The organism is Streptomyces kronopolitis, assembly GCF_050953795.1.
In the GTDB taxonomy this organism is placed as follows: domain Bacteria; phylum Actinomycetota; class Actinomycetes; order Streptomycetales; family Streptomycetaceae; genus Streptomyces; species Streptomyces kronopolitis_A.
This window is the reverse complement of record NZ_CP191850.1, coordinates 6,465,878-6,479,265: the sequence shown is the minus strand read 5'-3', so window position 1 is coordinate 6,479,265 and position 13,388 is coordinate 6,465,878. Positions and strand designations below refer to the sequence as shown.

General features: G+C 71.6%; 10 protein-coding genes. 4 read left to right on the top strand and 6 right to left on the bottom strand.

The annotated features are described in order from the left end of the window. Nucleotides 1-59: 59 nt before the first annotated feature. The 4 genes from ACQP17_RS28585 to ACQP17_RS28570 all read right to left on the bottom strand — a co-directional run bounded on the left by ACQP17_RS28585 (nucleotide 60) and on the right by ACQP17_RS28570 (nucleotide 5,623). Nucleotides 60-1,517, bottom strand: coding sequence for an NCS2 family permease (locus ACQP17_RS28585; RefSeq protein WP_433858851.1), 1,458 nt, complete (start codon nucleotides 1,515-1,517; stop codon nucleotides 60-62). 208 nt (nucleotides 1,518-1,725) lie between these two features. Then, nucleotides 1,726-4,113: a xanthine dehydrogenase family protein molybdopterin-binding subunit gene (locus tag ACQP17_RS28580; RefSeq protein ID WP_433858850.1), complete on the bottom strand. Its 2,388-nt coding sequence runs from the start codon at nucleotides 4,111-4,113 to the stop codon at nucleotides 1,726-1,728. Nucleotides 4,114-4,118: 5 nt separating this feature from the next. Beyond that, nucleotides 4,119-4,733: a (2Fe-2S)-binding protein gene (locus tag ACQP17_RS28575; protein ID WP_433858849.1), complete on the bottom strand. Its 615-nt coding sequence runs from the start codon at nucleotides 4,731-4,733 to the stop codon at nucleotides 4,119-4,121. After that, nucleotides 4,724-5,623, bottom strand: coding sequence for an FAD binding domain-containing protein (locus tag ACQP17_RS28570; protein ID WP_433858848.1), 900 nt, complete (start codon nucleotides 5,621-5,623; stop codon nucleotides 4,724-4,726). Before ACQP17_RS28570 ends, ACQP17_RS28575 begins: the two co-directional genes overlap by 10 nt. A 274-nt stretch (nucleotides 5,624-5,897) precedes the next feature. Here ACQP17_RS28570 and ACQP17_RS28565 point away from each other — a divergent pair, with 274 nt between their 5' ends. The 3 genes from ACQP17_RS28565 to ACQP17_RS28555 all read left to right on the top strand — a co-directional run bounded on the left by ACQP17_RS28565 (nucleotide 5,898) and on the right by ACQP17_RS28555 (nucleotide 10,007). After that, complete coding sequence (locus ACQP17_RS28565; protein ID WP_433858847.1) at nucleotides 5,898-7,559, top strand: PucR family transcriptional regulator; 1,662 nt, start codon at nucleotides 5,898-5,900, stop codon at nucleotides 7,557-7,559. A gap of 303 nt (nucleotides 7,560-7,862) precedes the next feature. After that, nucleotides 7,863-8,717, top strand: coding sequence for a hypothetical protein (locus ACQP17_RS28560; protein ID WP_364879719.1), 855 nt, complete (start codon nucleotides 7,863-7,865; stop codon nucleotides 8,715-8,717). 414 nt (nucleotides 8,718-9,131) lie between these two features. Then, nucleotides 9,132-10,007, top strand: coding sequence for a hypothetical protein (locus ACQP17_RS28555; RefSeq protein WP_433858846.1), 876 nt, complete (start codon nucleotides 9,132-9,134; stop codon nucleotides 10,005-10,007). Nucleotides 10,008-10,020: 13 nt separating this feature from the next. Here the strand turns inward: ACQP17_RS28555 and ACQP17_RS28550 are convergent, their stop codons facing one another. Continuing rightward, nucleotides 10,021-10,716: a GntR family transcriptional regulator gene (locus tag ACQP17_RS28550; RefSeq protein WP_433858845.1), complete on the bottom strand. Its 696-nt coding sequence runs from the start codon at nucleotides 10,714-10,716 to the stop codon at nucleotides 10,021-10,023. 233 nt (nucleotides 10,717-10,949) lie between these two features. Here ACQP17_RS28550 and ACQP17_RS28545 point away from each other — a divergent pair, with 233 nt between their 5' ends. Next, complete coding sequence (locus tag ACQP17_RS28545) at nucleotides 10,950-11,792, top strand: (2Fe-2S)-binding protein (protein ID WP_433858844.1); 843 nt, start codon at nucleotides 10,950-10,952, stop codon at nucleotides 11,790-11,792. 81 nt (nucleotides 11,793-11,873) lie between these two features. Here the strand turns inward: ACQP17_RS28545 and ACQP17_RS28540 are convergent, their stop codons facing one another. Then, complete coding sequence (locus tag ACQP17_RS28540) at nucleotides 11,874-12,611, bottom strand: hypothetical protein (RefSeq protein WP_433858843.1); 738 nt, start codon at nucleotides 12,609-12,611, stop codon at nucleotides 11,874-11,876. Nucleotides 12,612-13,388: the final 777 nt, after the last annotated feature.

The following is a 13,388-nucleotide window of genomic DNA, read 5'->3' as shown; positions in this document are numbered from 1 at the left end:
TCTCCTAACGGACGGATGGGGTCCCCCGACCGAAGCCGGGGGCGGGGCGGGCGGGGCGGTTACCTGACGCCCAGCCACTGCTCGATCGGATGGAGCGAGAAGTAGACGAGGAAGATCGCGGACAGCGCCCACATGAAGCCGCCGACCTCGCGCCACTTGCCCTGCGCGGCCTTGATGGCGCTGTAGGCGAGGACGCCGCCGCCGACACCGGCGGTGATGCTGTAGGTGAACGGCATCAGGACCACGGTCAGGAAGACCGGGATCGACACCGCCCGGTCGCGCCAGTCCACGTGCCCGGCGGCGCTCATCATCATCGAGCCGATGACGACGAGGGCGGCCGAGGCCACCTGGGCCGGCACCAGCTGGGTGACCGGGGTGAAGAACAGGCAGGCCGCGAAGAGCAGGCCGGTGACGACGGACGACAGACCGGTCCGTGCGCCCTCGCCGACGCCGCTCGCCGATTCGATGAACACGGTCTGGCCGGAGGCCCCGGCCATCCCGCCGATCGCCCCGCCCGCGCCGTCCACGAAGAGCGCCTTGGACAGCCCCGGCATCCGACCCTTGTCGTCGGCCAGTCCGGCCTCGGTGCCGACGCCGATGATGGTGGCCATCGCGTCGAAGAAGCCGGCCAGCACCAGGGTGAACACGATCATGCCCACGCCGAGGGCTCCGATCGAGCCCCAGCCGCCGAATTCCACATGGCCGAAGAGGCCGAAGTCGGGCATCGACACCGCACTGCCGCTCAGTTCCGGAGGCGTCCCGCCCCAGTCCTTGGCCGTCAGCCCGCCGATCCTGGTGGCGGCGATGGCCAGGACGCTGCCGGCCACGATGCCGTAGAGGATGGCACCGGACACCTTGCGCGCCTGCAACATGAAGATCAACAACAGCGTGACACAGAAGAACAGGACCGGCCAGCCGGAGAGCTGCCCGTTCAGGCCGAGGGTGACCGGGCCGCCCTCGCCCTTGCCCACGAACCCGGCCTTCACCAGGCCGAGCAGGGCGACGAACATCCCGATGCCCATGGTGATCGCGTGCTTGAGCGCCAGCGGGATGGCGTTCATGATCATCTCGCGCAGGCCGGTGACCACCAGCAGGCAGATGATCACGCCGTAGATCACGCACATGCCCATCGCCTGCGGCCAGGTCATGTGCGGGACCACCTGGGCGGTCAGTGCGGCGGAGACGTTGAGGCCGGCCGCCAGCGCCAGCGGCACCTTGCCGATGAAGCCCATCAGCAGGGTGGAGACCGCGGCGGCGAACGCGGTCGCGGTGACCACGCCGGCGTGCGCGAGGGTGTTCTTCTCGACGTCCGGGGTCGACAGGATGAGCGGGTTGAGCAGGAGGATGTAGCACATCGCCATGAAGGTGGTGATGCCGCCGCGCAGTTCGCGCGCGAGCGTCGATCCTCTGTCGGATATGTGGAAGTACCGGTCGAGCCAGGACCGGCCGGCGGGCTGACGCGAGCCGGCGCCCGCGTCGTCCGCCGTGGTCCGCGGCTCGGTGGACTGCTGGGTCATGATGCCTTACTCCCAAGGTTCACAGGGGCCCTCGCATCGGATGCGAGATTTGGGATGGAACGTCGGCTGCACGACCCGGGGGACGGCCCGAGACGAACGGGTACTGACTCCGTGCGGGGCGGAGCAGTGACTGCGTGGTGCGAACCTCCGGGTGGTGCGCGCGGCAGGCCGGCAGGATCCTGCGCCGCGCACCACCCGGAGGCGGTTCCTAGGTGCCGGTGAGGTGCTCGGGGCGCACCGGCGTCTTGGTGAGCTCCAGCCCGGTCGCGTTCCGGATCGCCGCGAGGACGGCCGGGGTGGACGACAGGGTGGGGGCCTCGCCGATGCCGCGCAGCCCGTACGGGGCGTGCTCGTCGGCGAGTTCGAGCACATCGACCGGGATGGTCGGGGTGTCGAGGATCGTGGGGATGAGGTAGTCCGTGAAGGACGGGTTGCGCACCTTCGCGGTCTTGGGGTCGACGATGATCTCCTCCATGACGGCCACCCCCAGACCCTGGGTGGTGCCGCCCTGGATCTGGCCGACGACGGACAGCGGGTTGAGCGCCTTGCCGACGTCCTGGGCGACCGCCAGCTCGATGACCTTGACCAGGCCGAGTTCGGTGTCCACCTCGACGACCGCGCGGTGGGCGGCGAAGGAGTACTGGACGTGGCCGTTGCCCTGGCCGGTGTGCAGGTCGAAGGCCTCGGTGGGGCGGTGCCGCCACTCCAGCTCCAGGTCGATCGCCTCGTCCTCCAGGACGTCGGCGATATCGGCCAGTACCTCTCCCCCGTCGGTGGTGACCTTGCCGCCCTCCAGCAGGAGTTCGGCGGTGGCCCAGGCGGGGTGGTACGTGCCGAACTTGGCGCGGCCCTTCTGGAGGACCTTCTCGCGCACCGCCTCGCAGCTGTGCTTCACCGCGCCGCCGGTCACATACGTCTGCCGGGAGGCGGAGGTGGAGCCGGCCGAGCCGACCCGGGTGTCGGCCGGGTGGATGGTGACCTGCTGGACGCCCAGTTCGGTACGGGCGATCTGGGCGTGCACGGTGATGCCGCCCTGGCCGACCTCCGCCATCGCGGTGTGGACGGTGGCGACCGGCTCGCCGCCGATGACCTCCATCCGCACCCGGGCGGTGGAGTAGTCGTCGAAGCCCTCGGAGAAACCGACGTTCTTGATGCCGACGGCGTAGCCGATGCCGCGGACCACGCCCTCGCCGTGGGTGGTGTTGGACAGCCCGCCGGGCAGCGCGCGGACGTCGGCGCCCGCGCCGGCCGTGCGCCACTGCTGCTCGGGCGGCAGCGGCATCGCCTTGACCCTTCGCAGCAGTTCGGCGACCGGCGCGGGCGAGTCGACGGGCTGGCCGGTCGGCAGCAGCGTGCCCTGTTCCATGGCGTTCAGCTGCCGGAAGGCGACCGGGTCCATTCCCAGCTTCGTGGCGAGCTTGTCCATCTGCGCCTCGTAGGCGAAGCACGCCTGGACCGCGCCGAAGCCGCGCATCGCCCCGCAGGGCGGGTTGTTGGAGTACAGCGCGAGGGCCTCGATGTCGACGTCGTCGACGACGTAGGGGCCGACCGACAGGGACGAGGCGTTGCCGACGACGGCCGGGGAGGCGGAGGCGTAGGCGCCGCCGTCCAGCACGATCCGGCACTTCATGTGCGTGAGCTTGCCGTCCTTGGTGGCGCCGTGTTCGTACCAGAGCCTGGCCGGGTGCCGGTGGACGTGGCCGAAGAAGGACTCGAACCGGTTGTAGACGATCTTGACGGGCTTGCCGGTGCGCAGCGCCAGCAGGCAGGCGTGGATCTGCATCGACAGGTCCTCGCGGCCGCCGAACGCGCCGCCGACGCCGGAGAGCGTCATCCGCACCTTCTCCTCGGGCAGACCGAGGACCGGGGCGATCTGGCGCAGGTCGGAGTGCAGCCACTGGGTGGCGACGTACAGATCGACGCCGCCGTCCTCACCGGGCACCGCGAGACCGGATTCCGGGCCGAGGAAGGCCTGGTCCTGCATGCCGAAGACGTACTCGCCGGAGACGATGACATCGGCCCGCTTCGCGGCCTCGTCGGCGTCGCCGCGGATGATCGGCTGGCGGTGCACGATGTTGGGGTGCGGTACGTGGCCGATGTGGTGGTCGGTGCGGTTCTCGTGGACCAGCGGTGCGCCCTCGGCCGTGGCGGAGGCCTCGTCGGTGACGACCGGCAGTTCGCGGTAGTCGATCTTGATCTTGGCGGCGGCGCGGCGGGCGGTCTCCGGGTGGTCGGCGGCGACCAGCGCCACCGGCTCGCCGTGGTGGCGCACCTTGCCGTGCGCGAGGACCGGCGTGTCCTGGATCTCCAGACCGTAGTTCTTCACCTCGGTGGGCAGATCGTCGTAGGTCAGCACGGCGTAGACCCCGGGGGTCGCCAGCGCCTCGCCGGTGTCGAGGGAGCGGATCTCGGCGTGGGCGACGGTGCTGCGCAGCGTGTAGCCCCACAGCATGTCCTCGTGCCACATGTCCGAGGAGTAGGCGAATTCGCCGGTCACCTTGAGGGTGCCGTCGGGCCGCAAGGTGGATTCCCCGATGCCGGCCCGGGTCTTGCCGCCCTGGGTGAGGTGGGTGGGGGTGCGGGTGACACCTGCCATGGCGATCAGGCTCCCTGTCCGGCGGTACGGGAATCGCCGCGGGCGGCCGCCAGCCGGACCGCGTCGAGGATCTTCTCGTAGCCCGTGCAGCGGCACAGGTTGCCCGACAGCGCCTCACGGATGTCGGCGTCCGACGGGGAGTCGTTGTGCTCCAGCAGTTCGTCGGCGGCGACCAGCAGCCCCGGGGTGCAAAAACCGCACTGCACGGCGCCGGCGTCGATGAACGCCTGCTGGATCGGGGAGAGTTCGGGCTGCCCGGCGGCCGGGCCGCCGCTCCGCGCGTCGGTGGCGGGCTTGGCCGCCCACCGCTTGGCCTCGTCCGGACCGGTGCCGCAGGTGCCGCCGGCGCAGCCGCCCCGCTCGGCGCGCTGCCGGGCGAAGTCCGCCAGCCCCTCCACGGTCACCACGTCGCGGCCCTCGACCTGGCCGGCCGCGACCAGACAGGAACAGACCGGCACCCCGTCCAGACGGACCGTGCAGGAGCCGCATTCGCCCTGCTCACAGGCGTTCTTGGAGCCCGGCAGGCCCATCCGCTCGCGGAGGACGTAGAGCAGGCTCTCGCCCTCCCATACGTCGTCGGCCTCCTGCCGGCGGCCGTTGACGGTGAATGTCACGCGCACTGTGCGCCTCCCTTGGTGCCGTGGGCGTTGCCGCGGTAGGACTCCCAGGTCCAGCCGAGGGTGCGGCGCGCCATGACGCCGACCGCGTGCCGGCGGTACGCGGCGCTGCCGCGCACGTCGTCGATGGGGTTGCAGGCGCCGGCGGCGAGCTGCCCGAACTGCTGGGCGAGCGACGGGGGAAGGGCGTGGCCCGACTCCCAGAAGCCGCCCTCCTCCAGCGCCGCGGCGAGGAAGTCCTCGGCCGCCCGGGCCCGTACGGGGGTGGGCGCGGCGGAGCCGATGCCGGTGCGCACCGTGCGGGTCTCGGGGTGCAGCGCGATGCCGAAGGCGCAGACCGCGATGACCATGGCGTTGCGGGTGCCGACCTTGGAGAACTGCTGCGGGCCGTCGGCCTTGGGCAGATGCACCGAACGGATCAGCTCGTCGGGCTCCATCGCGTTGCGCTTGACACCCGTGTAGAAGTCGTCGATCGGGATCATCCGGCGGCCGCGCAGCGACTCGACCTCGACCTCGCAGCCGGCGGCGAGCAGCGCGGGGTGGGCGTCGCCGGCCGGCGAGGCGGTGCCGAGGTTGCCGCCGACGCCGCCGCGGTTGCGGATCTGCGGGGAGGCCACCGTGTGCGAGGCCAGGGCCAGGCCGGGAAGCTCGGCCCGCAGGTTCTCCATGATCTTGGTGTAGGGCACGGAGGCACCCAGACGGACGGTCCGCTCGCCGACTTCCCACTCGTCGAGATCGCCGATGCGGTTCAGGTCGAGCAGGTACTCCGGGCGGCGGTGGTCGAAGTTGATCTCTACCATCACGTCCGTGCCGCCCGCGATGGGCACAGCGGTGGGGTGCTCGGCCTTGGCGGCGAGCGCCTCCTCCCAGCTGGCGGGGCGAAGGAAGTCCATGGGTGGCCTCTTCTACGAATTCTACGAAGGTAATCGGTCGCTCGGTGCTTCATGGTGCGGATGCGGCGCGCTCAGCGCCACGGAGCGATTCATGCCCTGTTCATCTGATGGGCTCAGTGAACGCGCCCGGCACCCGTCCGGTGCAGTCACCGAAACCATGAAGCGGTTGGCTGGCCAGGCCACCCGTCTTGTAGATTCGAACGAAAGTCGAGGCTCGGAAACCTCGCGGCATTCCACCGGCAACACCAGACAGCAAAGAACGGCGGGCGAGGTCATGCGGCTCCGCGTACTCCTGGACACCCCCACCCTGGGCCTTAGGCTCCTCGGGGGTGAGGACGAACTGGACCGCACGGTACGCGGAGTGATGACCACCGATCTGCGCGATCCCAGCCGCTATCTGTCCGGCGGCGAACTGGTCCTGACGGGCCTGGCCTGGCGCCGCGAGGCGGCGGACTCCGAACCCTTCGTGCGCCTCCTGGCCGCCGCGGGCGTCGCCGGACTCGCGGCGGGCGAGGCCGAGCTGGGCTCGGTCCCCGACGACCTGATCCAGGCCTGCGCACAGCACCGGCTGCCGCTGTTCTCGGTGGTCGAGGACGTCTCGTTCGCCTCCATCACCGAACACGTCGTCCGCCAGGTCTCCAGCGAGCGGGCAGGCGACCTGGCGGCCGTGGTGGACCGCCACCGGCGGCTGATGACGTCGGGCCCCACGGGCGGCGGCCCGGAGGTGGTGCTGGACCTGCTCGGCTCCGACCTGGACCTGCGGGCCTGGGTGCTCTCCCCCACCGGACGGCAGATCGCCGGCTCGACGCTGGCGGACGCCGGGCCACCACTCTCCGGTGAGCTGGCCGCCCGGCTCGCCGGCGAACATCTGGCGGCCGCCCGCAGCGGCCGGCGCGGCCCGCACCGCGTCACCCTCGCGGGAGTCACCTACTCGCTGTTCCCGGTCCGCCAGGAGGGCCGTGACCTGCGCCGGACGCTGCTGAGCGACTGGCTGCTGGCCGTCGAGGCGGACGCCGGCGAGTGGTCCGAGGAGCGGCTGGACCTGCTGCACGGCGTCACCCAGCTGATCGCGGTGGAGCGCGACCGGCGCGACGCGGCGCGCACGGTGCGCCGCCGGCTCGCCCAGGAGGTGCTGGAGCTCGTCCAGACCGGCGCCCCGCCCGCCGAGATCGCGGCCCGGCTGCGGGTGGCCGCCCCGGTGCTGCTGCCCGGTCTGGGGGCCGCGCCGCACTGGCAGCTCGTGGTGGCCCGGGTCGAGTGGCAGGACGGGGACGTCCCCGGCGGCCCGGTGGCGCAGAGCCTGCTGGAGGAGATGCTGGTCGACCCCGACACCGCCGGACCCGAGCCCTCCGACCGCATCGCCGTGGCACACACCGGCGACGACGCGGTGGCCCTGGTGCCGATGCCCGTGCCGGACGAGTCCGGGGACTCCGCCGCGACGGGGCTGCGCGCCGCCGAGCTGCTCCGGGTCGTCCAGGAGCCGCTCGGCCGCGGACTGGCGGACGACGGGCGGCTGACGGTCGGGGTGAGCGCCGCGGTGCACTCCGCGGAGGGCCTGCGCGGCGCCCTGGAGGAGGCCCGGCACGCCCGCCGGGTCGCCGCCGCCCGCTCAGGCCGGGTCTGCGCCGCCGGGCACGAGGAACTGGCCTCGCACGTCCTGCTGCTGCCGTTCGTCCCCGATGACGTCCGCCGCGCCTTCACCGCCCGGCTGCTGGACCCGCTGCGCGAGTACGACCGCAAGCACCGCGCCGAACTCATCCCGACGCTGGAGGCGTTCCTGGACTGCGACGGCTCCTGGACCCGCTGCGCCACCCGCCTGCACCTGCACGTCAACACGCTCCGCTACCGCGTCGGCCGGATCGAGCAGCTCACCGGACGCGATCTGTCCCGCCTGGAGGACAAGCTCGACTTCTTCCTCGCGCTGCGGATGAGCTGACCGCGGGCCGGGCCCTGCCCCGCCCCCGCGGCGCCGGTGCGATCCGGCGGGCGGCGCTGGGCCGTTCGGGGTAACTCGATCGGGCGGCTTCACCCCGCCGGTGTCCGCCCGCGGCCGCCCGCGCTCGCGCCGCAATACGCCCGATCAGGGCCGCGCGCCCGGCCCGGACCGCGCCCCGGGTGATTGTGAAATCATTCACCCGCCCCCTTGGCCCGGCGACGGAATTCGTGCTGAGATGCGCGCACGGCTTCCGATTTCCAGCTCAATGGCGCGCTTGGGGAGGGCAATGTGGCGGATACCGCCATGCCAGAATCAGCGGATCCCGTGGATCCGGGCAGTTCTGCGGATCCGGTGCCGGTCACGGTACCGAGGCCCGCATCCGCACCGGACATACCAGCACTCGGCACGGTCGAGGGGGACGATCCCCTCGACCGTGCCGTTTGGCGACTGCGCTCCCGCGGCTGCTGGGACGACGCGGCGGCCCTGCTGGAGCCGCACGCCGTCCGGCACGCCCCGTCGGCCCTGCGCAGGGCGGCCCTGCTCGCCGAGCGCTGTGTCTTCACGGCCACCGGCTGGGCCGAGGCCGAGGACGCGCTGCGCGCCGCCGAGGCCCTGGCGGCCGACGACGACGAGCGGGGCGGGGCGGCCTGCGAGCGTGGCCATCTCGCCTACGCGGCAACCGTCCTGGGCGTCCGGGACCGGGCCGACGAGGCACGCTCGGCGCTCGGCCGGGCCGCGGCGCTGCTGGCACCCGCGGCGGCCGGCCGGCCGCTGCTGGACTTCCGGCGCGGGCTGATGGCCGAGCATGTCGCCGACAGCCCGGACGCGGCGCGGGCCGCCTACCGCCGCGCGCACGCCGGCGCCACCGCGCGCGGCGACAGCCTGCTGCTGTCCTTCACCTGGCGCCATCTGGCCGGACTCGCGCTGCGGGACGGGGAGTTGGCGGAGGCCCGGCACGGCTTCGCCGAGTCGCTGCGGATCCGTGAGGAGCTGGGCTTCCTCATCGGCACGGCGCCGGCCCTCGCGGCGCTGGCCGACGCCGCCCCGGAGGCGGACGCGGACCGGCTGCGCGCCGAGGCGGCCCGGCTGTTCCGTCTCATGGGCGGGGTGCCGACGTGGCTCGCCGACCATCTCTCCACGGCCGTGACGGCGACCTAGCCGGCGGGCGCGCGGCACCCCGGCCACCGCGTCGGGGGTACCGGTGACGGCCCACCACCCCGTGCACGGCGGGTGGTGGACCGTCGCCGTTCCGCTCAGGCGAAACGCATTCCTCCGCTTTCCGTCAACCCCCCTTACTCGGCCATGCCGGCACCCGCGCCGTTTGGCTGGATCCGGCCGGTCCCCGGGGCGGATCGGCCGGGGCGTGACGGTTCCCCACGGGGCCGGCGGTCGACGCGCCGGGTGAACCGGGAGGTGGGACCATGGGGCGAAGGCCGGGGGCAGGGGTGTGTCCGCACGCCCCACAGACCCCGAGAATGGCCGCAAGTCGCACTGTGAGGCGGCGGCGGGGACAGGATGCTGGTCCGGGACCAGCTGAGCCCCACCCATTGGCTCAGCCTTTCAGGAGGCCACATGACAGCAGGAGTGACCAAGACGACCGCTGGAACCGACTGGGGCAAGGCGGATTTCGAGGCGATTTACAACTGCCCGGATCCCCGTCGGTACTTCACCACCCTGCAGCCACTGGACTACCAGATTCCGCACCACGGCCAAGCGGTGTTCCGCACCGTGACCGAAACCCTCACGCGACACCGCAGCGACCGTCCACCACTGAACGTCGTCGACCTCTGCTGCTCATACGGGGTCAACGCCGCCCTGCTCAACCACCGGCTGTCCCTCTCCGAGCTCTACGAGCGCTACACCGCGCTCCGCCCGGACGCGCCGACGACCCGTCAACTCGTCGACGAGGACCGCACGTTCTTCGCCAGCCGGCGCCGAGCCGAGTCCGTACGCATCACCGGCATCGACGCGGCCGACCGCGCCGTCGGCTACGCCCGCGAGGTCGGCCTGCTCGACCAGGGGTTCGCGGAGAACCTGGAGACGGACGCACCGAGCCCGGAACTGCGGCGCGCGCTGGCGGACACGGACCTGATCACCGTCACCGGCGGCGTCGGCTACATCACCGCACGGACCTTCGGCCATCTCTTCGACTCCGTCGACACACCGCCCTGGGTGGCCGCGTTCGTGCTGCGGACGGTGTCCTACCGCCCGGTCTCCGCCCTGCTGGCCCGGGCCGGACTGGTCACCGAGAAGCTCCCCACCCGTACGTTCCGCCAGCGGCGGTTCGCCGACGGGGACGAGCGGCGCGGGGCGTTCGAGGCGCTCGCCGGACACGGCCTGTCCACCACGGGCAAGGAGGCCGACGGCTTCTACCACGCCGATCTGTACCTCTCGCGGCCCGCCGCCGATGTCGCGGCGCTGCCCCTGGAGGAGCTGCTGCCCGGCTGAGCCGGGCGCACGTTCAGTGCGGCCGGTGCGCCACCGAGACGTGCGCCCGGGCGATCCGCTCGACCACGGCGAACTCCCGGGCGCTCAAGGCGTCGAGCAGCGTGTGGTGTTCGGCGGCATCGGCCAGCAGCTCGGCGGTGCGCCGGGATCCGGTGGCCGGCGGCCACTGGGCGCGGCGCAGCAGATCGCCGGTCAGCTCGGTGAGCCGGCGGTTGCCGGTGAGCGACATCAGGGCGTCGTGGAAGGCGTGGTCGGCCTCGGCGTAGCCGACCCGGTCGCCGCCGGCGGCCGCCGCCACGCCCGCCGCGGCCAGCGGGCGCAGCTCCTCGAAGCGTTCGGGGGGCAGCGCCCGGGCCAACCGGACGATCGCGGGCACCTCCAGCATCGCCCGGACCTCGGCCAGCTCGGCGAGGTCACGGGCGCTGCGCTCGGCGACCCGGAAGCCGCGGTTGGGCACCACCTCGACGGCGCCCTCCCCCGCGAGCTGCTGCATGGCCTCACGGACCGGGGTCGCGGAGACGCCGTAGCGCTCGCCGAGCGCCGGTGCGGAGTAGACCTCACCCGGTGTGAGCTCGCCGTCCACCAGCGCGCGGCGCAGCGCGGCCAGCACCTGGCCGCGGACGGAGTGCCGCCGGGGCACGCCGGGGCCGGGCTGCGCGGGCACCCACGCCCGCGCGCACGGCTGCGGCTCCGCTGTGCCCTGCTCCATGACGATTCCTCCTGACGTTCCCAGCACCATAGGCGGCGCGGGCCGCCCTGCAAATCCGTGACCTGCCACGGACCGTCCCAGGAGCCGTGCGCACGGCGCGGGAAACGGTGCGGGGACGGACCTCGGGGCCGGTGTGCGCACGTGGCGTGAGGACTGGTGTGCAGCGCATGCGGGTAGACCCTCGGGTAAGGTAAGGCTTACCTGCTAACGATCGCGATTCGGTGGTCTCCCGCATGACTCAAGCCCCCGCCGCTCCGCCTTCCCTCCACCCCGTCGCCGACGCCTACACCCGGCTTTCGGCGGTCTTCCCCGGCCTGCGCGTGACCACCTGGGACGGGGCACCGCCCAGCGGCGAGGGCTGGGTGTGCGCGGCCGGTCTCGCGGCCGGCGGCGCGGCCCTGGAGACCTTCCTCGCCCGGGAGGACGCACAGATCATGCGGGAGTACGGACAACGGGCCCGGCCGGACGTCGTCGCCGGCTTCGCCCTGCACCGCTACGCCTGGCCCGCCTGCCTGCTGATCACCCTCCCCTGGTACCTGCACCGCCGGGTCCCGCGGCTGCCCGTGCAGGACGTGTCCTTCCAGCGGGAACTGGGACGGATGGCGGTGCGCCTCGGCACGTTCTGCTGCCTTCCCGACGATCCCGCGGCGGCGCTGCCCGGCGCGAGGGTCCTCCCCGACGAGGAGGCGCTGCGCGCGGAGGTACGTGCCGCCGTCGCCGCGCACCTCGGCCCGGTCCTGGACGGCTTCGCCCCCCGGATGCGCCGCGGACCACGGGCCCTGTGGGGCATGGCCACGGACGAGATCGTCGAGGGCCTCTGGTACCTGGGACACCTGCTGGACGACGAGCCCCGGGCCATGGCCGCACTCCACCAACTGCTCCCGGGCGCCACCGCCCCCTACATCGGCGCCGCGGCCTTCCGCACCCTGACCGCCCCCGACGGCACCCCGCTCCCCACCCGCGACCGCGCCAGCTGCTGCATGTACTACACCCTGCGCCCCGACGACACCTGCCTCACCTGCCCCCGCACCGGCGACACGGCCCGCGTCGAACGCCTCACTCTGCCCGATGGCTGAGCGAGATCCATGACATGGGAAACAGAAAAAATTTCCTGGAGTGACAACCCGGAGTGACAACGGAGATGAATGCGTCCCGGGTTAATCGGAGAGACGCGACCAGCGTACCGAGTGGGGTTCGATTCCGGCTGCGCCCGCGCAGGCGGAATCCCCCGCGCCCCTTTGTACGTGCTCCTTGAGGCAGTGACCAAGAGCTTGCTGCCCATAGCAGTTGGGGTGCATGAACTCCTCCACGCCACCTTGCTGCGGCACATCCCACTTTCCCTCGGTGTAGCTGGGCCAGATGAATCTCGCCCATTCCTGCTCTCCAGGCTTCTGGGTGAGCGATGCCCGTTTGGAATCTGCAGCACATACTTCATGCCCCGTCAACAGGTCCTGCACGTCCAAGAATTCCGCCTTTGCGCTACGGGCGACCTCCTTAATCATTGCGGAGATCTGCGGGACGAGTTTCCTGCGCGCCCAGTCCGAATCATCCTCATGGAAGGGACAGCCCCCGACGGTCCAGCGCTGGTGGTCACGGTAGCCCTTTCCCATGAAGGCGTTTCCGTGCGCATCAGGATGAGGCGAGGGATAGGACTGGAGCACCAGCCGGTACGATTCACTGCCGTACCCTGCCTGACTCATGGCGTTTCTGACCGCCATGACAGCTCGTGTGATGTCAGCCTTCGCCCCGGCCGACTTCTCGTCCACTCGCTTCTGTTGGTCGCCGTGGCAGTGGTACCCCGCCAGGCTTCCCGTGAGGTTGCCGAAGATGAAGCCCTTCGCGCAGTCCGAGATGGTTCCTTTGAAGTCCAGGTCGTTTCCGCCGAGCGACATCACGACGACTCCGACCCGCTACCTCTTCGCAAGGTCCGCGAGCTGGTCGGCCTGACCTCCCAACGTGTAGACATCGGCAGCAACTGCAGCGGAGCAGGCGAGGTTTTCCGCCTCCCCCGGCAAGCCGGAGCTCTTCACCTCGGCAGAATCTGAGCGGTGGCATCGCCCTGATGCCCCGTAAACCTGTGCACCGCGGTCGGTCCCGCTCCACGCACCGTCCTGATTGGCGCCGCTGTTTCCCGCCCACCGCCCGGCTTCACCGGAGATATAGCTGTCTCCCAGGGACACGGTCGCCGTGAGGCCCTCGGCCGAGTCCCCTGCCGGGACCGCCTGAGCGTCCGCCACGCCGAACCCGGAGGGGCCGGCGAGAAGGGCAGCAGCCGTCACGATCAGGGCCGCAGCCGATGCGAAGCCTCGACCGGCGTGGGAGTTGAGGACATCAGATGGACGCATGAAACATTCTCCTCCAATGCAAGGGATTCCCCGGTCCCTTTCGGCATTTCCGGTGCCGGGTATGACAAAGGGACAGTCAGTTCCAATTGCCGGACCAGAGGCGAACAGGACCGTCGGCATGCCGAAGCAAGGCACGCGAAACGGGCACTCGGTGTGGATGGAGCAGCGGCCCCCTGAGCACTCCTCGTATTCTCCCCGGCCAGGAAGTGGATCCACCTTCCGTTGGCCAGGGTTGCCACCCCTCGAAGGTCCTGCACGTCGGGCCTGTTTTCCATCCGAGTACCGGACGATCGGAAGGCTCCGCGTCCCACGAACGGCACGTCAATT